The organism is Occultella kanbiaonis, from assembly GCF_009708215.1.
GTDB lineage: Bacteria > Actinomycetota > Actinomycetes > Actinomycetales > Beutenbergiaceae > Occultella > Occultella kanbiaonis.
On record NZ_CP046175.1, the window covers coordinates 5220599 to 5240232 of the forward strand.

Annotated in this window: 24 protein-coding genes; 8 read left to right on the top strand and 16 right to left on the bottom strand. The window is 71.7% G+C overall.

Going from position 1 to position 19634, the window contains the following annotated elements; genetic code table 11:
* Window positions 1-120: 120 nt before the first annotated feature.
* The 3 genes from GKS42_RS23890 to GKS42_RS23900 form a co-directional block, all read right to left on the bottom strand.
* Window positions 121-1563, bottom strand: a complete 1443-nt coding sequence (locus tag GKS42_RS23890) for an amidase (protein WP_154796099.1) — start codon at window positions 1561-1563, stop codon at window positions 121-123.
* 24 nt (window positions 1564-1587) lie between these two features.
* Entirely contained in the window at window positions 1588-1959 is a 372-nt protein-coding gene (locus GKS42_RS23895) for a hypothetical protein (protein ID WP_154796100.1), read from the bottom strand.
* A gap of 143 nt (window positions 1960-2102) precedes the next feature.
* A complete protein-coding gene (locus tag GKS42_RS23900) occupies window positions 2103-2771 on the bottom strand; it encodes a hypothetical protein (RefSeq protein ID WP_154796101.1) in 669 nt (222 codons plus the stop codon).
* Between the two features lie 76 nt (window positions 2772-2847).
* Between GKS42_RS23900 and tdh the strand changes: the two genes are divergently transcribed.
* Together tdh and GKS42_RS23910 are read left to right on the top strand one after the other, a co-directional pair.
* Window positions 2848-3900, top strand: a complete 1053-nt coding sequence (tdh, locus tag GKS42_RS23905; RefSeq protein ID WP_154796102.1) for an L-threonine 3-dehydrogenase — start codon at window positions 2848-2850, stop codon at window positions 3898-3900.
* A gap of 40 nt (window positions 3901-3940) precedes the next feature.
* Complete coding sequence (locus GKS42_RS23910) at window positions 3941-5146, top strand: glycine C-acetyltransferase (protein ID WP_154796103.1); 1206 nt, start codon at window positions 3941-3943, stop codon at window positions 5144-5146.
* Between the two features lie 140 nt (window positions 5147-5286).
* Here the strand turns inward: GKS42_RS23910 and GKS42_RS23915 are convergent, their stop codons facing one another.
* The 6 genes from GKS42_RS23915 to GKS42_RS23940 form a co-directional block, all read right to left on the bottom strand.
* Window positions 5287-6618 carry an RNA polymerase sigma factor gene (locus GKS42_RS23915; protein WP_232847825.1) on the bottom strand — a complete coding sequence of 444 codons (1332 nt, stop codon included), beginning with the start codon at window positions 6616-6618 and terminating at the stop codon, window positions 5287-5289.
* Window positions 6605-6997 carry a YciI family protein gene (locus tag GKS42_RS23920; RefSeq protein WP_154796104.1) on the bottom strand — a complete coding sequence of 131 codons (393 nt, stop codon included), beginning with the start codon at window positions 6995-6997 and terminating at the stop codon, window positions 6605-6607. The genes GKS42_RS23915 and GKS42_RS23920 overlap by 14 nt, the downstream gene beginning before the upstream one ends.
* A gap of 72 nt (window positions 6998-7069) precedes the next feature.
* Window positions 7070-7978, bottom strand: a complete 909-nt coding sequence (gene thpD, locus GKS42_RS23925; protein WP_154796105.1) for an ectoine hydroxylase — start codon at window positions 7976-7978, stop codon at window positions 7070-7072.
* Between the two features lie 128 nt (window positions 7979-8106).
* Window positions 8107-8523, bottom strand: coding sequence for a VOC family protein (locus tag GKS42_RS23930; protein ID WP_154796106.1), 417 nt, complete (start codon window positions 8521-8523; stop codon window positions 8107-8109).
* A 93-nt stretch (window positions 8524-8616) separates the two neighbouring features.
* Complete coding sequence (locus GKS42_RS23935) at window positions 8617-8826, bottom strand: dodecin family protein (protein ID WP_154796107.1); 210 nt, start codon at window positions 8824-8826, stop codon at window positions 8617-8619.
* A gap of 104 nt (window positions 8827-8930) precedes the next feature.
* Window positions 8931-9341, bottom strand: coding sequence for a VOC family protein (locus GKS42_RS23940; RefSeq protein WP_154796108.1), 411 nt, complete (start codon window positions 9339-9341; stop codon window positions 8931-8933).
* A gap of 89 nt (window positions 9342-9430) precedes the next feature.
* On the opposite strand from GKS42_RS23940, the gene GKS42_RS23945 reads away from it, so the two are divergent.
* The 3 genes from GKS42_RS23945 to GKS42_RS23955 are packed head-to-tail and all read left to right on the top strand — an operon-like array spanning window position 9431 to window position 12630.
* Window positions 9431-11461, top strand: a complete 2031-nt coding sequence (locus tag GKS42_RS23945) for a prolyl oligopeptidase family serine peptidase (RefSeq protein WP_232847826.1) — start codon at window positions 9431-9433, stop codon at window positions 11459-11461.
* Between the two features lie 4 nt (window positions 11462-11465).
* A complete protein-coding gene (locus GKS42_RS23950; RefSeq protein ID WP_154796110.1) occupies window positions 11466-12371 on the top strand; it encodes an aminoglycoside phosphotransferase family protein in 906 nt (301 codons plus the stop codon).
* A 43-nt stretch (window positions 12372-12414) separates the two neighbouring features.
* Complete coding sequence (locus GKS42_RS23955; protein WP_154796111.1) at window positions 12415-12630, top strand: hypothetical protein; 216 nt, start codon at window positions 12415-12417, stop codon at window positions 12628-12630.
* 55 nt (window positions 12631-12685) lie between these two features.
* Here GKS42_RS23955 and GKS42_RS23960 read toward each other — a convergent pair whose 3' ends face one another.
* Both GKS42_RS23960 and GKS42_RS23965 read right to left on the bottom strand, forming a co-directional pair.
* Window positions 12686-13246, bottom strand: a complete 561-nt coding sequence (locus GKS42_RS23960; RefSeq protein WP_154796112.1) for a DUF402 domain-containing protein — start codon at window positions 13244-13246, stop codon at window positions 12686-12688.
* A gap of 75 nt (window positions 13247-13321) precedes the next feature.
* On the bottom strand, window positions 13322-13723 hold the full coding sequence (locus tag GKS42_RS23965; protein ID WP_154796113.1) for an MmcQ/YjbR family DNA-binding protein: 402 nt from the start codon (window positions 13721-13723) through the stop codon (window positions 13322-13324).
* A gap of 123 nt (window positions 13724-13846) precedes the next feature.
* Here GKS42_RS23965 and GKS42_RS23970 point away from each other — a divergent pair, with 123 nt between their 5' ends.
* Entirely contained in the window at window positions 13847-14434 is a 588-nt protein-coding gene (locus GKS42_RS23970) for a TIGR03086 family metal-binding protein (protein ID WP_210769257.1), read from the top strand.
* Between the two features lie 7 nt (window positions 14435-14441).
* Here GKS42_RS23970 and GKS42_RS23975 read toward each other — a convergent pair whose 3' ends face one another.
* Genes GKS42_RS23975 through GKS42_RS23985 form a run of 3 tightly spaced genes read right to left on the bottom strand, consistent with a single transcriptional unit; the run spans window position 14442 to window position 16506 of the window.
* Window positions 14442-15251, bottom strand: a complete 810-nt coding sequence (locus GKS42_RS23975; protein WP_154796115.1) for a maleylpyruvate isomerase family mycothiol-dependent enzyme — start codon at window positions 15249-15251, stop codon at window positions 14442-14444.
* Window positions 15248-15940, bottom strand: coding sequence for a pyridoxine/pyridoxamine 5'-phosphate oxidase (locus GKS42_RS23980; RefSeq protein WP_168217971.1), 693 nt, complete (start codon window positions 15938-15940; stop codon window positions 15248-15250). Before GKS42_RS23980 ends, GKS42_RS23975 begins: the two co-directional genes overlap by 4 nt.
* On the bottom strand, window positions 15937-16506 hold the full coding sequence (locus GKS42_RS23985) for a TetR/AcrR family transcriptional regulator (RefSeq protein WP_168217972.1): 570 nt from the start codon (window positions 16504-16506) through the stop codon (window positions 15937-15939). Before GKS42_RS23985 ends, GKS42_RS23980 begins: the two co-directional genes overlap by 4 nt.
* A 90-nt stretch (window positions 16507-16596) precedes the next feature.
* On the opposite strand from GKS42_RS23985, the gene GKS42_RS23990 reads away from it, so the two are divergent.
* A complete protein-coding gene (locus tag GKS42_RS23990; RefSeq protein WP_210769258.1) occupies window positions 16597-16971 on the top strand; it encodes a PNPOx family protein in 375 nt (124 codons plus the stop codon).
* 139 nt (window positions 16972-17110) lie between these two features.
* On the opposite strand, the gene GKS42_RS23995 is transcribed toward GKS42_RS23990, so the two are convergent.
* Window positions 17111-17635: a DUF1269 domain-containing protein gene (locus tag GKS42_RS23995; protein WP_154796118.1), complete on the bottom strand. Its 525-nt coding sequence runs from the start codon at window positions 17633-17635 to the stop codon at window positions 17111-17113.
* A gap of 146 nt (window positions 17636-17781) precedes the next feature.
* On the bottom strand, window positions 17782-18546 hold the full coding sequence (locus GKS42_RS24000) for an NAD(P)H-dependent oxidoreductase (RefSeq protein ID WP_154796119.1): 765 nt from the start codon (window positions 18544-18546) through the stop codon (window positions 17782-17784).
* Between the two features lie 94 nt (window positions 18547-18640).
* Between GKS42_RS24000 and GKS42_RS24005 the strand changes: the two genes are divergently transcribed.
* The gene (locus tag GKS42_RS24005; RefSeq protein ID WP_210769259.1) at window positions 18641-19633 is read left to right on the top strand and encodes a GlxA family transcriptional regulator; all 993 of its coding nucleotides are present in this window, start codon (window positions 18641-18643) and stop codon (window positions 19631-19633) included.
* Window position 19634: the final 1 nt, after the last annotated feature.

The following is a 19634-nucleotide window of genomic DNA, read 5'->3' on the forward strand; positions in this document are numbered from 1 at the left end:
CGCTGCCTTGCTGGTGAGGACGGATGTTTTGTCCGGAGTTTACCAATCAATTGGAAACGCTCGGGCGTCTGGGGATGGGCAGTACTGCCGGACGGCGGAGCGGGCGTTCGCCCATTCGGCTCAGCCGGTCGGGGGCCGGCGATCGAGCCACGGTTCGGCACGCTCGATCGTGGCCGCGAGCGCGAGCAGCAGGTCCTCGCGCCCGGTGCGGGCACCGAGCATGACGCCGAACGGCAGCACCGGTCCGTCCGGCTCCGCCGGTGCCCAGTGCAGCGGCACCGAGATCGCCGGCGCCCCGATGATGTTCCAGGTGCTCGTCCATGGGGTGAACGCCATCTGGGCCTCGAAGTCGGCGGCGGGGTCGTCGTCGTTTCGGGAGGTTCCCATCGGTTCGGCCGGCTGGGCCAGGGACGGCATCAGGATCACGTCGAACTCGGCCCAGGCGCGGGCTGCGTCGCGGGTGAGCTGCTGGCCGGCGCTGACCGCGTTCGCGTAGGTGATGCCACTGACCCCGCGGCCGCGCTCGCGCATCCAGCGGCTCAGCGGGACGAGCAGGTGTTCCCGCTCGGGCGGGATCGGTGCGCTCGCCGCGAGCACCGACCACAGGTCCCGGAACGGATCCCACTTCTCGGCGGGGAACGGCACGGGCGCGGTGTCCACGTGATGCCCGAGGCCCTCCAGGACCCGGACGGCGTGGTCGACGGCGCGGATCGCCTCGGCGTGCACCGGCGCGTCCGGGGCGATGATCGGCTGGGTGAGGACGCCGATCCGGAGGGCGCCCGGGTCCGCCTCGCACGCGGCGAGGAAGCCGGCGTCGGGCCGTGGCAGGGAGTAGGTGTCGCCGGGCCAGCCGACGGCGAGCACGTCGAGCGCCGCGGCGGTGTCGCGGACGTCCCGGGTCAGCACCCCGAACGCCGCCAGGCCCGGGCCGGGCACGCCGTACGGTCCGGTGCTGATCCGGCCCCGGCTGGGCTTCAACCCGACCAGCCCGCACGCCGCCGCCGGAATACGGATCGAGCCACCGCCGTCGGACCCTTGGGCGATCGGCACGATCCGGGAGGCGACGGCCGCGGCCGCCCCGCCGGACGATCCGCCCGCGGAGCGGGTCAGGTCCCACGGGGTGCGCGCGGGCGGCGCGATGTCCGGCTGGGTGTAGCTGGGCAGGCCGATCTCCGGGGTGTTGGTCTTGCCGACCATGACCGTGCCGGCCTCGCGCAGCCGGATCACGACGCCGTCGTCGACGTCCGGCACGTACCCGGCGAGCGCGGCGCTGCCGAAGCTGGTCGGCACCCCGGCCACCAGGTTCAGGTCCTTGATCGGGCAGGGCACCCCGAGCAGCGGCGGCAGCGCGCCGGGATCGTCGCGGCGGGCGGCCAGGAGGCTCTGCGCGGCGACGGCCTGCTCGCGAGCGAGGTCGGGCGTGCGGGTGATGAACGCCCCGACCGTCTCGTCGAGGGCGGCCATCCGGTCCAGAGTGTGGTCGAGGACCTCGGTCGGCGACGCCTGCCCGGACCGGATCGCGGCGGCCAGTTCGAGTGCGGTCAGATCATGCAGGTCGGCCATATGAGCGAGCGTATCGGCGGACCTCTAGTACGGCGGGTACCCGCCCGGCGGCGGGCCGGGGTGGTCCGCCTGGGTGCCGTAGACCCGGCGGGCCTGCGCCCGGACGGCCCACATGATGCTCCCGCCGATGGTCAGGCCGAGCCCGGTCAGCCCGAGCAGGATGGCCGCCGGGATCGCGAACGCCGCGCCGGAGATGCCGAGCCACCAGTAGAACTCGGTGTCGACATCGGCCGAGAGCCGGGTGAAGGCCCAGATCATGAACGCCACGATCACGACCGTGAGCACCAGGCAGCCGACCCCGATGAAGGTGACCACCTTCGGGCCCGTGGTCGAGGTGTTCACCGGCAGCGGGCGGTAGGGCTCCGGGGTGTACGGGCCCTGCCACGGCTGCGTCATGGGCCGAACCTACCCGGCGGATCGGGGCGGTGCACGGATGGGCGAGGTCGGCTCCGACCGTTGGACCGACTCGACGAGCGTGCGAGTCTGCGGCGGATCGTGCCGTTGGACCGCGCGAGGACTCCCTCGGCGAGGCTGACCGGCTACCGGCCGCCCTGGAGCTGCCGGCGTGCGACCGCGCGCCGGTACCACCAGACGCCGCCGCAGATGCTCATCACGACGCCGAGCGCGCCAAGGCAGATCGCGACCGGGATCGCGAGCGCGGCGAAGACGACCTGGCCGAGGCCGTCCTGGTCACTGGTGGTGGGTTGCACGAGCACGGTGGCCGCGGAGCCGTCGGTGGTCGCGGGTACCTCGATCCGGTACTCGCCCGCGGCGGTCGGGTCGAAGAGGCCGATCAGGTGGGCGGTCGTGCCGTCCTCGCTCACGTCGCTGCCGCCATCGGGTACCAGGACCTCGATGGCCTGACCGGTCGAGGCGTGGACGATGATCTCACCGTCCAGTCCGGGCATCGGAGCACCCGTGGGATAGGCGAGGTAGACCCGTTGCCGATCGGTCGTGGTCACGTCCACGAGCCCTTCACCGGGCGCGTCGACCGCGAGCGTGACGGTCGGCCCCGGGGACCCGTCGGTGGACAACACCGCCTGGTTCCAGGTGAAGGCGAAGACCACGAAACACACCAGCGCGATCACGATCGCGAGGCAGCCGAGCCCAGCGAAGGTGAGGATCTTCGGCCCCTTGGTCGAGGTCCTCACGGTGGGCGCCCGGAGGGGTTCGTACCCGCCCGGCCCGCCGGCCCCCTGCAGCGTCATGCGCCGAACCTATCGGACCTCGCTCCCCTGTTACCGTTCCACCATCCGAGACGAGAACCGAAAGGGATCGGTGCAGATGAAGGCACTGCTCAAGGCCGGCCCACGCGCGGGCCTGGACCTGGTCGACGCACCCGAGCCCGAGCCCGACTCACGGGACGTGAAGATCCGGGTGCTGACCACCGGGATCTGTGGCACCGACCTGCACATCCTGAACTGGGACGCCTGGGCCGCCGGCGCCGTCTCCGCGCCACTGATCCCGGGCCACGAGTTCTACGGAGAGGTGGTCGAGGTCGGTGCCGAGGTGCGTGAGGTCCGCCCCGGCGACCGGGTGTCCGGCGAGGGTCACGTGGTGTGCGGGATCTGTCGCAACTGCCGAGCCGGTCGGCGCCAGCTCTGCATCCACACCGCCAGCGTCGGGGTCCAGCGCAACGGGGCGTTCGCCCAGTACGTGGTGATCCCAGAGGAGAACGTCTGGGTGCACCCGGGACCCGACGTGATCGGCCCGGACCTCGGCGCGATCTTCGACCCGTTCGGCAATGCCGTGCACACCGCCCTGAAGTTCTCGGTGGTCGGCGAGGACGTGCTGATCACCGGCGCCGGGCCGATCGGGCTGATGGCGGCGGCCGTGGTCCGGCACGTCGGGGCCCGGTACATCGCAATCACCGACGTGTCCGAGGCACGCCTGGAACTGGCCCGGCACATGGGCGTCGACCTGGCCCTGAACGTGGCCACCACGCCGATCGCCGACGCCCAGCGCCAGCTGCGCCTGAAGGAGGGTTTCGACGTCGGCCTGGAGATGTCCGGGCACGCCGCGGCCCTGCCGGAGATGATCAGGAACATGAACCACGGTGGCCGGATCGCCATGCTCGGGCTGCCGAGCACCCCGATCGACATCGACTGGTCCATCGTGGTCACCCACATGCTCACCCTCCAGGGCATCTACGGCCGGGAGATGTTCGAGACGTGGAACACGATGGCCGCGATGCTCTCCTCGAGCCCGTGGCTGCACAACGCGATCTCGAGCGTGATCACCGACCGGCTGCCCGCCACCCGGTGGGAGCACGGCTTCGAGGTCGCCGCCGGCGGCACGTCGGGCAAGGTCGTGCTCGACTGGACCGTGTTCGACTAGACACCCTCGCACGCACAGACACTTCCAGGTAGGAGGAACCATGTTCACGTTCGCCAGCGACCTGGCCGGCGAGCTCGCCGAGCTCCGTGAGGCCGGCCTGTACAAGCAGGAGCGGGAGATCACCAGCCCGCAGTCCGCACACATCAGCGCCGCGGCCGGTGGACCGCCGCGCGAGGTGCTGAACTTCTGCGCGAACAACTACCTGGGCCTGGCCGACCACCCGGCGATCATCGCCGCCGCGAAGCGGGCCCTGGACGATCGCGGCTTCGGGATGGCCTCCGTGCGGTTCATCTGCGGCACCCAGGACACCCACCTCACCCTGGAGCGCCGGGTCTCGGAGTTCCTCGGCACCGACGCCACGATCCTGTTCTCGTCCTGCTTCGACGCCAACGGCGGCGTGTTCGAGTCCCTCTTCGGGCCGCAGGACGCGATCATCTCCGACGAGCTGAACCACGCCTCGATCATCGACGGGATCCGGCTGTCCAAGGCGGCCCGGTACCGCTACCGCAACCGTGACATGGCCGACCTCGAGGCCCAGCTCCGGGCGGCCACGTCCCAGGGCGACGGCGGAGCGCGCCGGACGATCATCGTCACCGACGGCGTCTTCTCCATGGACGGCTACCTCGCGCCGCTCGCCGCCATCTGCGACCTCGCCGACACCTACGGCGCACTGGTCATGGTCGACGACTCCCACGCCGTCGGGTTCATGGGCGCCACCGGCGCCGGCACCCCCGAGCACGCGGGCGTGGGAGGGCGGATCGACATCTACACCGGCACGTTCGGCAAGGCCCTCGGCGGTGCGTCCGGCGGGTACGTCTCCGGCCGCGCCGAGATCGTGGACCTGCTCCGCCAGCGGGCCCGCCCGTACCTGTTCTCGAACTCGCTGGCGCCGTCGATCGTGGCTGCGACGTTGCGCGCACTGGACCTGGTGGCGGGCAGCGCGGACCTGCGGACGCGCCTGTTCGCCAACGCCGAGGCGTTCCGGCGCCGGATGACCGACGAGGGCTTCGACCTGCTCGACGGCGAGCACCCGATCGTGCCCGTGATGTTCGGCGACGCCGTGCTCGCCTCCAGGGTCGCCGCCCTGATGCTCGACCACGGCGTCTACGTCACGGCGTTCAGCTTCCCGGTGGTGCCGCGCGGGAAGGCCCGGATCCGCGTCCAGCTCTCCGCGGCGCACAGCCCCGAGGACGTCGAGACCTGTGTGGCCGCGTTCGTGGCCGCCCGCGCCGACGCGACCGCCTGACCCCAGCCCCGGCACCCGGGACCGTGATCGCCGCCCCCGGCCCCCGCGGTGCTCGTGAGGAAGTACCTCACGCCCGACGTAGACGGGTCAGCGGCACTGGCTCAGGAGCGAGGTTCTGCTTCACCGCGGGAGGTACTTCCTCACGCCAGACGGTCCGCGCGCGCGTTCAGGTACCGCTGCTCGGGCACGCTCGTGCTCATCCGGGCCGCCATCAGGTACTCCTCGTGCGCCTGGGCACGGTCCCCGACCATCTCCAGCAGGTGCGCTCGTACCGCGTGGATCCGGTGGCCGCGCCGAAGGGCGGGATCCTCCCGCAGCGGCTCGAGCACCTCGAGGCCCGCGGCAGGTCCGTGAGCCATCCCGACGGCGACGGCCAGGTTCAGCCGCACCGTCGGGCCGGGCGCGATCCCGTCGAGCATCCGGTAGAGGATCACGATCTGCAGCCAGTCCGTTTCCGCCCACGTGGGCGCCTCCGCGTGCACGGCCGCGATCGCAGCCTGGAGCTGGTAGGGCCCCACGGTGGCGTGCGGCAGCACGACCTCCAGGATCGACGTCGCCTCGGAGATCATCGAGCGGTCCCACCGGGACCGGTCCTGGTGCTCGAGCGGCACCAGGTCGCCGGCGGGGTCGACGCGCGTGGCCGCGCGGGACTGCGTGAGCAGCATCAGCGCGAGCAGCCCCGCGGTCTCGGCGTGGTCGGGGACCACGGCGCGCAGCTCCCGGGTGAGCCGGATCGCCTCGCTCGCGAGCGCGACGTCCATGAGCCGCTCGCCCGCGCTGGCGGTGTAACCCTCGTTGAAGATCAGGTAGAGCACCTGCCCGACGGCGTTGAGCCGGTCCGGCAGGTCGCTCGCCGTGGGTGCGGCGAACCGGGCGCCCGCCGCGGCCAGTGTCGCCTTCGCGCGGCTGATGCGTTGGCCCATGGTCGCGGACGGGACCAGGAACGCCGAGGCGATCTGGTCGGTGGTGAGCCCGCCGACGGCCCGCAGGGTGAGGGCGGCCTGCGCCGTCGGGGTCAGGGCCGGGTGCGCGCACAGGAGGAGCAAGTGGAGGGTCTCGGGATCGTGAGACTCCGAGCCGGGCCCGCGGGCATTGCCGTCCGCGCTCCCGGCGCCGGGTGCGATGCTTCCGGCGCCGAAGGCGACCTCGTCACGAGAGCCGGGCAGCTCCTGGTCGGCGGCCGGGGCGTGTTCGGTGTCGATGCGGTCCCGGACGGCGGCGCGCAGTTCACGCGCCGTGCGCGCGCTCTCGGACCGGTGGGCGTCGATCAGCCGCCGGGAGGCGACCCGCAGCAGCCAGCCACGCGGGCTGTCCGGGCCCGCGCCGGGCTGCCACTGCTGCGACGCCGCCAGGAGCGCCTCCTGAACGGCATCCTCGCAGGCCGCGAAGTCGCCGTAGCGCCGTACGAGCGCCCCGAGGACGTGCGGCACCTCTCGGCGCCACACGTCCTCGAACGGGTCACTGATCGTCACCGCCGGGCCACATCGCGGGCCGCAGCTCGACGGTCTCGCCTGGTCCGGAGAACTTCGAGGTGATCTCCTCGGCCCGGGCCTGGTCCGCCACGTCGATCAGGAAGAAACCGGCGAGGTGTTCCTTGAACTCCGAGTACGGGCCGTCGGTGACGACCGGGGTCCCCGCGTTCCACCGGAACAGGCGGGACGTGCTCGGGTCCCCCAGCGCCTCGCCGGTGACGAGTTCGCCGGACTCCTGCATCTCGGTGAGCACGGCCTCGAACTCGGCGTTCTGCTGCTCGCGCTGAGCGGCCGGCAGGGCCTGGTTCTCGGCGATGAAGTCACCGGTCGGGTGACCCCACGGCTGCGGGTTCGAGTGGATCAGGATGACGTACTTCACGACTTCTCCTTCTCATCGGGGGCCTTCGCTGCGGGCCCGTCACAGGAGACGTCGGAGCCGCGATCAGTATTTCTACACCCGGCCGACCGGCGTGAAGTCGGTCGAGCCGGCGAACTCCGGTCGGGGCCTCGGCGCGGAGAACGGCTCCTCGAGCGTGTTCTCCACCGAGTTGTAGACGATGAACACGTTCGAGCGCGGCGTGGGCGTGACATTGCCGTTGGAGGCGTGCATGCAGTTGCTGTCGAACATCACCGCTCCGCCGGCCGCACCCTCGAGCACGTCGATCCCGTAGCGGTCGTAGAAGTCCCGCAGGACCTCCTTGCTCGGAGTCCCCGCGCCCTGCATGACCAGAGACTTGCGGTAGTTGTCCTCCGGGGTGGCTCCGTCGCAGGAGATGTACTCCCGGTGCGAGCCGGGCATGATCATCAGCGGGCCGTTGTAGGAGTGGTTGTCGGTCATCGAGATCGAGATGCTCACCGCCCGCATCCGCGGCATGCCGTCCTCGGCGTGCCAGGTCTCGAAGTCCGAGTGCCACATGAACTCCTTGCCCTCGAAACCCGGCTTGAAGTTCACGCGCGACTGGTGGATGTAGACCTCCGAGCCCAGCAACTGGCGGGCCCGGTCCACCACCCGGGGATCGTTGGCGATCCTGGCGAACACCGGGCTGATCCGGTGGACGTCGAAGACCGAACGAACCTCCTGGCTGCTCGACTCGATGACGCACCGCTCGTCGGCTCGGACCTCGGGGTCGTTCGAGAGCCGCTCCAGCTCGCGATGGAACTCGGCGACCTCGTCGGCACCGACCAGCTGGTCGATCGAGAGGTAACCCCTGGCGTCGAAACCCTCGAGGGTCGAGGCGTCCATCGGACCCGTGGCGGCCGTCCCCCAGACCACCGGAGCCGCTCGGGGTATGACCTTGACCTCACCGTTGTTCCGGGTGGGGTAGGCGTCGATTCTGTTCTGCACGTCTGCGGCAGTCATCGGTCTTCTCCTATCCGTTGAGTTGTCACGGTGGTTCGCACCGCACACCCCACCCTCACCCGGGGGCCGCATCCGTCGCAAGGTCGGCGCAGCCGGGCGGCCGGGGACCGCAGTGACCGGGGACGGCTCTAGGTCGCGGCCGCGGGACGTTCACTGAGCACGCAGAACTCGTTGCCCTCCGGATCTGCGAGAACCACCCACGGGACGTCCTTCTGCCCGATGTCCACCGCGGTCGCGCCGAGCGTGATCAACCGCTCCACCTCCGCGTCCCGCGACCCCGGGGCCTCGCCCGGGGCGAGATCCAGGTGCAGGCGGTTCTTCGTGGTCTTCACGTCGGAGCTCCTGCCGAATAGGAGCACCGGACCGCGCTCGACATACGGGAGGTCCTGCATCCTCCGTGACTCCTCGAGGGCGCCCGGCGGCACCAGAACCACCTCGTCCTCGGACTCGTAGGCGATCCGCCAGTCGAGCACCTCGGCCCACCACCGCGACAGCGACTGCGGGTCGAAGCAGTCCACCACCACGCTGTGCCACTGAGCAGCCATCGATCACGCACCCCTCTCGATGGGCAGCGCCCAGCGCGGGGCAGGTCGCGGGCACCTGCCCTGCGTGACCTGCCCCGCGCCGTCGGGCAGTACTCAGTCGTCGAGGACGAAGGTCACCTCGAGCACGACCTGCCATGCCGTCGCGACACCGTCGGTGAGCTCGACCTTCTGGTCCTTGACCCAGGCGCCGGAGACGTTGCGCAGCGTCTTCGCGGAGCGCTCCACGCCTGCCTTCACCGCGTCGTCGAAGCTGGTGTCCGAGCGGGCGGTGATCGTGGTGACCCGTGCGACAGATGCGGCCATGTTTCGTCCTCCTCGTTGAAGTCGATCCGCTGCCGATGCAGCCCTGCCCATGGTGGACCGGGCTCCGGGACCCCGCAACAGCACGGACCCGCCTCGTGCGCGAGTCAGTCGCGGATGAGGTGCGCCCACGGGTCGGGGCGTTCGAGATCGCCGCGAAGCACGCAGAACTCGTTGCCCTCCGGATCGGCCAGGGTGAACCAGCCCGTGCCGTCGGCGACGCGCCGGTCCGCGACCACGGTGGCGCCGAGCTGGAGGAGCCTGGCGACCTCGTCGTCACGGGTCAGATCGGTCGGGGCGAGGTCGAAGTGCAGGCGGTTCTTGGCACTCTTACCCTCGGGGACCTCGATGAACAGGATCTTGGTGCGGCCATCGGGCGAGACGATCAGGCACTCCTCGTCACCGGGCTCGTCCGGGTCGTCGGGGTCCCCCGTGTAGCCGAGGACCTGGGCCCAGAACGCTGCCTGTGCGTACGCGTCGCGGGAGTCGACACTGGTGTGGGACAGACGTGAGGTCATGGCGACCACGATGGTCGACCGGGCCCCCGCCGTCGAGGCATTTGCCGGGTTAGGGTTCTTTGGCACAGCTACGAACGGAAGGAACGCGCGTGAGCCACGAGGACCCGTACGCCTGGCTGGAGGACGTCGAGGGCGAGCAGCAACTCGACTGGGTCCGCGCCCGCAACTCCGAGCAGGCCGCCACCCTGGCCGGCACGCCCGAGTTCGCTGCCATGAAGGCACGCACGCTCGGGATCCTTGACTCCGAGGAGAAGATCCCGGACGTCTCCAAGATCGGGGACTTCTACTACAACTTCTGGAGGGACGCCGAGCACGAGCGCGGCCTGTGGCGGCGCACCACGCTGGCGTCCTACCGCACCGCCGAGCCGGCGTGGGAGACGGTCCTCGACCTGGACGCACTCAACGAGGCCGAGGGCGAGAACTGGGTCTGGCACGGCGCGAGCGTGCTCCGTGGCGACGAGGAGTACCGGCTCGCGATCATCGACCTGTCCCGCGGCGGCGCGGACGCCGACGTCTCCCGCGAGTTCGATCTGCAGACGATGTCCTTCGTGGAGGGCGGTTTCTTCCGCCCCGAGTCCAAGGGCGGGACGTCCTGGATCGACGCGGACACCCTGTTCGTGTTCACCGACTTCGGCGAGGGCACGATGACCCCGTCGGGCTACCCGCGGATCGCCAAGCGCTGGCACCGCGGCACCCCGCTCGAGGCGGCCGAGACCGTGTACGAGGGCGCCGAACAGGACATGTACATCGCCGCGTATCACGACTCCACGCCAGGGTTCGAGCGGGACATCGTGAGCCGTTCCATCGCGTTCTACAACAGCGAGCTGTACCTGCTCGGCGCGGGCGGCGAGCTCACCCGCATCGACGTGCCGAACTCCGCCGAGCCGGACATCAAGCGCGAGTGGCTGACCGTGGAGCTGCGCGAGGAGTGGACGCCCGCGGACGTCACCTACCCGGCCGGTGCCCTGCTCGCGATCCGGCTCGAGGAGTTCCTCGCCGGCTCGCGCGACCTGCAGGTGCTCTACACGCCCACCGAGACGAGTTCCCTCGCCTCGGCCACGTGGACCCGTTCGCACCTCGTGCTGAACATCCTCGAGGACGTCAAGAACCGCCTCGAGGTGCTGACGCCGACGGCGCACGGCACCTTCGAGCGGTCCGCGTTCGTGGGTGCGGCCCAGGTGGGCACGGTCGCCGTCGGCGCCGTCGACTCGCGGCTCTCGGACGCCGTCTGGCTGTACGCGACCGACTTCCTGTCCCCCACCACCCTGTCGATCGCGGAGATCGGCTCGGCGCCGGAGCCGCTGAAGTCGATGCCGGTCTTCTTCGACGCCGCCGGCCTCGTCGCCGAACAGCACTTCGTCACCTCCGACGACGGAACCCGGGTCCCGTACTTCCTCATCCACCGCGAGGACCTCGCCTTCGACGGCACCGCGCCCACCCTGCTGTACGGGTACGGCGGGTTCGAGATCTCGCTGACCCCCACCTACTCCGGGGTGCTCGGCAGCGCCTGGCTCGAGCAGGGCGGCGTCTATGCCCTCGCGAACATCCGCGGCGGCGGCGAGTACGGCCCGCGCTGGCACCAGCTCGCGCTGAAGGAGAACCGGCACCGGGCGTACGAGGACATGGCGGCCGTCGCCAAGGACCTCGTGGAGCGCGGCATCACCGCGAGCGCGCACCTGGGGGTGCAGGGCGGTTCGAACGGTGGGCTGCTCACCGGGAACATGCTCACCCAGTACCCGGACCTGTTCGGGGCCGTGGTGATCCAGGTGCCGCTGCTGGACATGAAGCGCTACTCGCACCTGCTCGCCGGCGCGTCCTGGATGGCCGAGTACGGCGACCCGGACGATCCGGCACAGTGGGAGTACATCCAGCACTTCTCGCCCTATCACCTGTTCGACGCCGACGCCGACTACCCGCCGGTCCTGTTCACCACGTCCACGCGGGACGACCGGGTGCACCCCGGGCACGCGCGGAAGATGGCAGCGCAGATGATCGCGGCCGGCAAGAACGTGACCTACTACGAGAACATCGAGGGCGGCCACGGCGGGGCGGCCACGAACGGGCAGCAGGCGCACATGCAGACCCTCGCGTACCGGTTCCTGTCCGAACGGCTCATCTGAGCCGATGACGCAACCCGACGGCGTCGCCGCCGCGGTCTCCTCGCTGCGGTCGATGCCGCGGTTCTGGAACCGCGAGCCACCGCTGGTGCAGTGGCTGGACGAGTTGCCACGTCTGGTCGCGCAGGCGTGCACGGCGTGGGGTCTGGAGCCCGACGGCGGTGCTCGCCACGGGTCGAACGCGCTCGCCGTGCCGGTGCACCGGGGCGGCGAGCAGTTCATCCTTCGGCTCGCCCCGCCGGGTGACGACGTGGCCGCCGAGGTCCGGGCGCTGACGTTCTGGGACGGGCGCGGCACGGTCCGCCTGTTCGAGGCGGACCTGCCGCGCCGGATCACGCTCCTGGAACGGCTCAGCGACGTCTCGCTGGACTCCGTGCCCCTGGACGAGGCGGCCACCGTGATGGGCGAACTCATGCGCCGGCTCGCGGTCCCGGCGCCGCCGGACGTGCCGGGCACGGACGAGATCGCGCGGCACCGGGCGACCGAGCTCCCCGGCGAGTGGGACCGGCTCGGCCGAGTCGTCGGCGAGCACTTCCTGCGCGCGGCGCTCGCCGCCGCCGAGGTGTGCGGGCAGACCGAGGCGAGCACCGCCGTCGACGGCGACCTGCACGGCGCGCAGGTGCACCGCGCCACCCGGGAGCCGTGGCTCGTGTTCGACCCGGGGCTGCTACGCGGGGATGCCTGCTACGACCTGGCCCGGGTGCTCTGGACGCGGGTGGACGAGATGGACGACGCGGCCGCGATGCACCGGCACGCCGACCGGGTCATCGCCGCCGCCGGGCTCGAGGTCGAGCGCGCACACGCGTGGATCGTGTACCGGTCCTTCGACTACCTGCTCTGGGGCCTCGCGCACGGGCTCACCGAGGACCCGCCGCGCTGCGTGCGGCTGCTGGAGGCGTTCGCCCGGGCGTGAGGCACAGCCCGCCGACCGCCATCATCGGTCGTAGGCTTCGGCGATGGAGCCCGATCCCGGCCACCGTCGCGACGATGAGGAGCTTCGCCGCGCGAAGGAGAGCGCGCGAAACTTCGCGCTCAACCCGAACGACGCGGTTCCCATCCCATCCGCGCGGCGGGGTCGCGCGACATCGAGGGTTGCCCGGGTCAGCCTGATCGTGGGCGCCGTCGTCGCAGCGGCCCTGATCGGAGCACTCCTGTTCGCCGCGCTGTCCTAGCCGCCGAGGATGTGCCGGCTACGGGCGCGCCGACCCGGGCCCGGCCCCAACGCGCTCATCGGTGCAGCCCGAGGGCCTCCAGTCGGTCGAGCCAGGCATCGGGGGTGGCATCGTCGAACGGCGGGACCTGTGCGCGCACGCGCCGCTCCAGGTCGAGCGCGAGTTCCTCCAGCCGGGTGACGACGTCGACCGGGTAGCCGAACTGCTGGCGGTGCTGGGCCCACTCGTCGCGGTCGTCGACCCAGGTGCCGCGCGGGCCCTCGACGCGGACCACGTCCAGATCCATGTCGATGCCCGTGGCCAGCAGCGGGTCGCCCGTCCAGCGCACGTCCCAGCCGAGATCGATGTAGATGCGCAGCCCACGCGGATGGTCACGGTTCACCGTGAGCGCGAAGTCCGCGGCGGGTCCGCCCGTGGGCAGGAGCGCGACGTTCGGTCCCTCCGCGTGGAACTGCGCACCGGGGCGCGCGCTGTGCCAGCCGACCGGCTGTCCGATCCAGTCGCCCCATTCGTCGGAGCCGAGGTAGACGCACTCGTGGCGCCAGTGTGGTGTGCCGTCCCACTTGCGCCACTGGAAGATCATCGGGGTGCCCGGGTCCGGCCGCTGCGTGCTCACGAGGGCCCATTCTGCACGCCGACCGGGTCATCGCCGTCGCCTGGGGGTCGAGCACGCGCGAGTTCGGCCCGTGGCTCACGCGCGGTCGCGGGCCCAGTTCAGGGACTGCCGGGCCGGAGCCGGCAGCTTGGAGACCACGGTGTCGTAGGAGTCCTCGATGAGCCCGGCCACCAGGTTCCGGTCCGCATCCGGCCCGAGGGCGACGCTGATCCAGTGCTTCTTGTTCATGTGCCAGGCCGGGAGCACGTAGTCGTGGGTGCCGATCAGCAACGGCACCTCGACCGGATCGGCCTTGAGGTTGACCAGCAGGTGCTCGCTGATGTGCGGGACACCCATGACCAGCGCGAACATCCTGCCGTGCACGCGCAGCACGTCCGAGTCCGGCCCGAACGGGTGGTCGAGCGTCGCCGACGGCAGGTCGAGGCAGACTCCGTGGCACCACTGGGCCGCCTGCGCCCACGCGCCGGTCCTGGTCATCGGACCATCGTGCCACCCACGTGCGACACCGACGCGTCACGCGCCAGGTCACGCTCGACCGATGAGTTCCGCCAGCCAGGGAGGTCGGTACCGGGTGCGATGACCCCGAGCCAGGAGAGCCCGATGATCGATCTCACCCCGAGCACCACCCGCCTGGCCGCACTGATCCCGGCCGTTCGCGAGGAGCAGTTGGACGCGCCGACGCCGATGGGCACACCGGTGCTGCAATTGATGAACCACCTCCTCGGCCTGACCGTGGCCTTCCGGGATGCGGCCGCGAAGATCGAGGGACCCACCACGTCCACCCCGCCCGCCCCGATCCTCGACCCCCTGCCCGAGGACTGGCGCGAGCGGCTCACCGATCAGCTCGGGCACCTCGTCCTGGCCTGGCGGGACCCGGCCGCCTGGGACGGGATGACGATGGCCGGCTCGGTCCGGTTCCCCGCTCAGGCGTGCGGGCTGGTGGCCCTCGACGAGGTGCTGCTGCACGGCTGGGACCTGGCCCGAGCCACCGGTCAGGAGTACCGGCCCACCGACGCGGAGGCGGAGGCGGTGCTGCCGATCGTCACGCCGGACCCGGACCCGCAGGTCGCCGCCGCCGAGCGCGAGGGCATGTTCGGCCCGCCACTGTCCGTCCCTACCGACGCGCCGCTCTTCGACCGCGTGCTCGGCCTCGCCGGTCGCGATCCTGGGTGGTCGCCGCCTGCCTGAGCGTCACTCACCCACGCGGCGGCTCCGGCGCGGGCGGCGTGGGCCAAGGCCCGAGCTCCGGCAGGGCGACGGCGGCGCCCGCCCTGGTCGCGAGCGGCGCCACGGCGGGGGTTCGGCCGGCGAGCCAGGACGTGATCTCACGCAGCCCTCCGGTCACCTCGACCGCCGCCTCGTCCCCTTCGCCCACGCCGCCGAGCTCGACGTCCAACTCGTCGAGCCCGGTACCGATGGCGTACCGCAGCCCCTCATCATCGGCGTTCAGGACAACCGCGTCCCCCTCCGGCAGGCGCACGCCCAGGAAGTCCAGGAGGTGCTCGCACAGGGCGACCGACCAGGACTCGACGCCGATCCCGGCGACCAGGTCCACCTGATGGATCCCGGCCTCGCGCCACCAGGCGAGCGCGACGTCCACGGCGGTGCCGTCGTAGTAGGTGACGGACGCGTCCCAGTCCGGCGATCCCGGCGCCGGCCACGCGGCCGCCAACCGGTCGCGCAGCGACTCCAGCCCGGCCAGGTGCTCGGCGGGGGAGCGCCCCGAGAGCTGCTCGATGCGTGCGTTGCGACCCGGCCGGCCGCCCTCGTACACCTCGATCAGCTCACCGCGTGCGGCGAACTCGAGCTGGCGGGCGAACGCGTTGCCGACGCCGTCGAGGTGCGCGAGCAGGTGCCCGCGGGTCCAGTCCGGTAGCGCCGACGGCGCCCGCACGGCCTGGTCATCCATGGTCGCCAGGGCATTGATCACCCGGGTGAGCGCTTCGCCGCCCTCGGTCGCTGCGAGCACGGCCTGCCCGTGGGGGTCCTGCGAGGTGTCGGTCATGGCCAGATCAGTCCTTTCGTCCACGCCTGGTCGGCGGAGGGTCCGTCCGCGGATCGTCGGTAGCGCAGCCGGATCTGACCGGCGTCGGGCGTGGCCGCCCAGAACTCGACGGTGTGCGGCGCCAGTGCGTAGACACGCCACTCGGGGGCGACCAGGACGCCGTCGACGTCCGCCTCGACCCGGGCCAGTGCCGCCGCGTAGGCGTCCCAGTACTCCTGGCGGCCGGCCAGCGGTTCGCTCTGCCGGCCAACCAGCGCGGCGGCTCGCGAACCCGGCGGCCGGGCCAGGAAGTCCGCCGCGCCGGCCTCCTCACCGAGGTCGTGGACGGTCCCGGTGAGCCGGACCTGACGTCCGAGCGCCGGCCAGAAGGACGTCATCGCGGCGTTCGGGTTCTGCGCGAGCGCGGCGGCCTTCGGGCTGTGCGAACCGGTGGCGAAGTGCCAGCCGCGGGCGTCCAGGTCCTTGAGGATCAGCGTCCGTGCGGTGACGGCACCGGAGGCGTCCGCGGTGGCGAGGTTCATCGCGTGCGGCGCCGCGGAGCCGACGTCGACGGCGTCGCGGAGCCAGGTCAGGAACAGGTCAGCCGGGTCCGCCGGGGCGTCCTCGGGGTCGAAGGGCGGCAGCCGGTCGCGTTCGAAGCTGGGCAGGCCGCGCAGCCAGGTGCGCAGGTCGGTCGGGTCGGCGGTCACTGCGTCTCCTCGAGGGCGGGCGTCAACATGGACACGAAGCCGCGCACGGCGCGTTGCATGGCGGTCGGGTCGGCGAGCGCCCGCGCGAGCACGTACCCGCCCTGCACGATGGCCAGGGCGGCGTACGCGCGATCGGAGGCTGCGCCGTCGGGCAGTCCTGCCTCGACGAAGACCTCGGTGAGGCGCTCGACCAACCCGGAGAAGTAGAACCCGACCTCGGCGGCCAGGGCGTCGTCGGACATCACGGCCTGGTCGCTGGTGAGCCGGCCGATCCGGCACCCGTTCGCCGTGTCCCGGGGGCGTTCGAGGTAGGCGCGCAGCCGGTCCAGGGCCGGCCGTTCGCCGCGGAGCTCGCCGGCAGCGGCGGACAGCGAGTCGGCGACCGTGGCCGAGATCGCGGCCAGGGCGAGATCGTGCTTGGCCGGGAAGTGGTGATAGAGGCTGCCCTGACCGACGCCGCTGGCCGCGAGGACCTGGCGGGGACTGGTCGCGCCGACGCCCTGGCTCGCGTAGAGGTCGCGGGCAGCGGCCACGAGGCGTTCGCGGCTCCCGGTGGTATCGGACACCTGGCCACCATACCTAGAGGTAGGTCTGGTGGCAAGGGCGGCGCACATCGGGATGCCTGACGGACCCGGCGCGGGCGTAGGGTCGAAGCCGTGCCAACCTCCTCCCAGCCTCCGGCTGCATCGGACCAGAGCCTGCTCCAGCGGCTCGCCGGGATCGTCAACGCCGCCGTCCGACCCCTCGTGACCTCACCGCGCTGGGGCCGGTTCACCGGCCGGTGGATGACGATCGTCACCTACACGGGCCGGCGGTCCGGTCGCACCTTCAGCCTCCCGGTGGCGTACCGGCGCACGGGCGAGACGCTCACGATCGCCGTGGAGCTGCCGGAGCAGAAGCGGTGGTGGCGCAACTTCCTCGACGAGGGTGGGCCGATCCTGCTGCACCTGAACGGCGTCGACGAACCCGGGCATGCGGTCGCGCGCCGCGACGACGGCGGCAAGGTGACGGTCGCCGTCCAGCTCGGCTGACGCCCGGACCCACCGACGCTCGCGCGCTCGGGTACGAACGGGCTTCAGTCCGAGGGTGGATGCCGACACCGCCTGGCCGGGCGTCACCTCGACCGGACCCTCAGGCCCGGATCAGCGGAGCCTGGACGAGGCTTCGGCCTCAGTGTCCTTGGGCATCCTTCTCGATGGCCGACTGCTCCGCCTTCAGTTCCTTCTTCTCGACCCTCTGGGCCTTCTTCAGTGCGTGCTCGACCTTGCCCTCCAGGTCCGATACCGCCACGACCACCAGACCCGCCTGGCTCGCGTCGAGCCCCTCGCCCAGTTCCTTGAGGTCGCTCCGGCTCATGCCGGCGGCAGCGTGGCCGGCCACTGCGCCCAGCACGGCCCCACCACCGGCGGTCGCGGCGAGGAGTCCACCGCCGATGGCCGCGAACGGGAAGAGTGCGACGACCAGACCGGTCGCCAGCCCGACGCCAGCACCCAGCACCCCGCCGACGCGCGTGGGCGTCTCGTGCTTCTTCGCGATCTTGACCTTGCCGGATGCCGTGCGTTCGATGACGGCGGCGTCGTAGGCATCGATCAGCCCGACCTCGGTGTGGAGCGCCTTGACGGCGCTGTAGTCCGACTCCGCGTCGGCGACGCTGTCGTAGACCCCTACATAGACGAAGAACGTGTCGACGGGCATGGCCGGACCTCCCAGATCGGTTACGGCCGACACTACGCACGGGCCCGGCGCCCGCCAATGGAGTGGCGACCCTTTCATCCCGATCGGATGAGACTTCGGATCAACGCGCGGCGGGCACGGTCGGCGCCAGCAGGACCGAGCCTGGTTCAGCGGCGATGGACACCCAGCCCGGTCCGGCCGGGGGCGAGCCCGGGGTGCAGTGCGAGGTCGCGGTCGTAGTCCTCGGGGCCCTGGAACCGGTACGGGATCGGTTCGGTCGCGCCGAGCTCGCCGAGCCTGGTGCGCAGGAGCTCGACAGCGGCGGCGTGGTCGGACTCGCCGTAGGCCGACGTGCCGTGGATCGCGACGGGCGGCAGCGCCGAGATCCCGGCGTACCAGAGGGTGCCGTGCAGCAGCGGGAAGAGCACTTCGTCGAGGTCGCCATGGATGCCGCGCGGCCCGAACGCCTCCGTCCCCGCACCGGTGGTCACGACCACGAGCGCCCGCTTGCCGGCCAGGTGCCCGCGGCCGTAGCGCATCGTGTGCCCGGGCCGGTCGGGGTCGGGCATGTCGTAGGCGTAGCCACGCACGAATACCCGGTCGAACCAGCCCTTCAGGATCGCGGGCATGCCGAACCACCAGAGCGGGAACTGCAGCACGATCGTGTCCGCCCGTGCGATCTTCTCGTGCTCGGCGAGGATGTCCGGGCTGAGCCGTCCCCGCGCGTAGGCCTCCCCGGACGCCTCCAGCACCGACCCCGGCTCGACCTCCGGGTAGTCCTCGGCGTCGAGGACCGCCTTCCACTTCATCGCGTACAGGTCGTCCACCTCCACGGCATGGCCGGCGGCCCGGAGCGTGGCCACGCCGTCGGCGTGGAGCGCACCCGCGAGCGAGCGTTGTTCGGGATGGGCGAGTACCCACAGCACGTTCATCTGGTCGGTCCCTTTCGTTGCGGACCACCCACGTTGCCGGTCCGCCCGGAGACCCACCAGTGACCTTTTGGCCGACATGCGCAAGAATCGGGCCATGCCTACTCGTGCCCGCCACCGGGTCGCCGTGCTCGTCCGCGACGGCGTGCTCCCGATGGAGCTCGGCCTCGTGCACCAGGTGTTCGCCGAGGCCAAGACCTCCGACGGCGGACCGCTCTATGAGGTCCGCACGGCTGCCCCGGTGCCCGGCCAGGTCCGCACCGACGCCGACTTCCCGATCACGGTGGCTCATGGCCCGGCCGCACTCGCCTGGGCGGACACGGTGATCGTGCCGGCGTCGCACTCCCCGGCCGAGACCGACAGCACCGGCCGCCTCGGGCCGGAACTCGCCGCCGCGCTGGCCAGGATCCGTCCGGGTACCCGGATCGCGTCGATCTGCACGGGCTCGTTCGTCCTTGCCGCGGCCGGCCTGCTGGACGGGCGCAAGGCCACCACGCACTGGAAGTCCGCGGCGCAGTTCCGCGCGTGGTTCCCAGCCGTGGACCTGGACCCGAACGTGCTCTACGTGGACAGCGGGGACGTGCTCACGTCCGCGGGCGAGGCGTCCGGACTTGACCTGTGCCTGCACCTGGTCCGCCGCGACCACGGCGTCGCGGTCGCGAACACCGCCGCCCGGCACCTCGTGGTCCCGCCACACCGCGACGGCGGCCAGGCCCAGTTCATCGAGCGGCCGGTCCCGGTCGGTCCGCGGTCGGTCACGAGCGGCGCACGGGACTGGGCGGTGGCCAACCTGGATCGGCCGCTGCCGCTGGCCGAGCTCGCCGAGCGGTCCGCCGTCAGTGTGCGAACCCTGACCCGGGCGTTCCGGGCCGAGTTCGGCCTCTCCCCCGGTCAATGGGTGACCCGGCAGCGCCTCGAGCGCGCCCGCCACCTGCTCGAGCACAGCGACCTGCCGGTCGACCGGATCGCCGGCGCCGCCGGGTTCGGCACCGCCACGTCGCTGCGCGCGCACCTGCAGGCGAGCCTCGGGGTCTCCCCGAGCGCCTACCGGCGCACGTTCCGCGGAAGCGAGCCCGCCCTGCCGGCCTGAC